The following is a 1,964-nucleotide window of genomic DNA, read 5'->3' on the forward strand; positions in this document are numbered from 1 at the left end:
CACTCCAAGGAGTAACTTATGCAAATCCACAAAAATGAAATTACCACGGGCATCCTGGTGTTGGTGACCTTCGGCGTCTTGCTCGCCATTCTGGTCGTCATCGGAATGCCCGGCGTCATCAGGCCGCTCAACACCTATCGGATCTACTATGATAATGCCAGCGGCATTCGCCCTGGCGCGCCCGTGCTCTTGGCCGGTCGTGAGATCGGAAAAGTTACGGACCTCAAATCCCCGGTGCCACTGGACAAACGACCGAACGGACATCCCGATGACGAAGTTTCCATTGATGTTGAGGTGGACAGGATTGCGGAGATCTATCGCACGGTGACGGTGCATTTAACTCAACAGGGTCTCATGGGCCAGATGGTGATCGACTTTGTGCATGGGGATGAGAGCACCGGATTGGCGGGGAATCACGCCGAGTTTGTGGGAGAGCGGGTGCCCGACATCTCCGAAGCGATGGCCGATGACATGAAGCATCTGACCGGGCCTGACTCCGATCTGGCCCTCACCATCAAAAATGCGAAGACGTTCATGGAGACGTTGAATAATTCCCAGATTCCGCAGGTAATCAAAAATACCGCGCAATTCACTGATACCCTCAAGCGGGAACCGTGGCGTCTCCTATGGCCCGCCACCAAGTCCTACCCTGGCGATGAGACAACTCCACCCGTAAAGAAGAAATAACATTTCTTTTTGGTCAGGTCGCAAAACAACACCTGGCGAAAGCCAATGATCATGGGGTGAACACCCCATAGCACCCTTTACATGGCCGATGTATTTTAAGTATGTGAGAGAATTCACTTTCTCGCTCGAAAGGTAACAAATGGTTTCTCTGGTAATAACTCTAATCGTAATTGGTGTGCTGCTCTGGCTGGTCAACACCTACATTCCCATGGACGGGAAGATCAAGCAGATACTCAATGTTGTCGTGGTGATTTGCGTGGTCGTATGGCTTTTATCCGCCTTCGGCGTTCTGGGTCACTCAGGCGACATTCAAGTGCCGCAAGTTAAATAATCGTACGGTCGTGTGGCTCAGTCGCGGGAGTTGATCCATGAAATCTGCGCCGCCCCGCATTCTGACCATCAACGGCGGCTCGTCGACCATCCGGTTCGCGATCTATGAGGCTGGCGAGAAGCCGCAGCGACTCCTCGATGGGAAAATTGATCGCATCGGTTTGAGCGGCACGAATTTGATCGTCAATAATCGGACTGGAAAAGCGTGCACTCCTCTTCACCTTGCCGCCGCCGACCACCGTACGGCAGTGGAGTTTCTGCTCGACTGGTTTAAAGCGCAGCCGATTTTCGCATCGGTCAAAGCCGTAGGACACCGTGTTGTGCACGGCATGAAGCATTCCAAGCCGGAACGAGTCACGCCGAAGCTGATCGCGGAACTGCGCCGGATCATGCCGTATGACCCCGATCACCTGCGACGCGAGATCGGGTTGATCGAGGCGTTCGTGCGACGGCACCCCAAACTGCCCCAGGTGGCCTGCTTTGACACCGCGTTTCACCGCACCATGCCGCGTGTCGCCAAGTTACTGCCGATCCCGTGGCGCTATGCGACCAAGGGCGTCGAGCGTTACGGTTTCCACGGTCTATCTTACGCCTATTTGATGGAGGAACTCGGCCGTCTCGACCCTGCGGCCACGAAGGGCCGCGTGATTCTCGCGCATCTCGGCAATGGAGCCAGCCTGGCTGCCGTGCGCCAGGGCAAAAGCATCGATACCAGCATGGGATTTACGCCCACGGCAGGATTGGTGATGAGCACGCGTTCGGGAGACCTTGATCCGGGGCTGATTTACTACTTGGAGCGTACCGAGCGCATGACTATCAAACAATTTCAGCACATGGTGAACCACGAATCGGGGCTGCTCGGCGTTTCCGGGACGAGTTCCGACCTGCGCGACTTGCTCGCGAGTGAAGCCACCGATATCCGGGCGGCGGAGGCGGTGGACCTGTTC

At 55.8% G+C, this 1,964-nt stretch carries 3 protein-coding genes; all 3 read left to right on the forward strand.

Features of this window, described 5'->3' with window-relative positions:
- The first annotated feature begins 18 nt into the window (after positions 1 to 18).
- Entirely contained in the window at positions 19 to 687 is a 669-nt protein-coding gene (locus WBR57_RS29315; RefSeq protein WP_424088936.1) for an MlaD family protein, read from the forward strand.
- A 139-nt stretch (positions 688 to 826) separates the two neighbouring features.
- On the forward strand, positions 827 to 1,018 hold the full coding sequence (locus tag WBR57_RS29320) for a Thivi_2564 family membrane protein (protein ID WP_424088937.1): 192 nt from the start codon (positions 827 to 829) through the stop codon (positions 1,016 to 1,018).
- Between the two features lie 37 nt (positions 1,019 to 1,055).
- Positions 1,056 to 1,964 (forward strand): acetate/propionate family kinase (locus WBR57_RS29325; protein ID WP_424088939.1); only part of this gene is annotated, 909 nt, incomplete at its 3' end.

This window comes from Pseudomonas sp., assembly GCF_049590575.1.
Taxonomy (GTDB): domain Bacteria; phylum Pseudomonadota; class Gammaproteobacteria; order Pseudomonadales; family Pseudomonadaceae; genus Aquipseudomonas.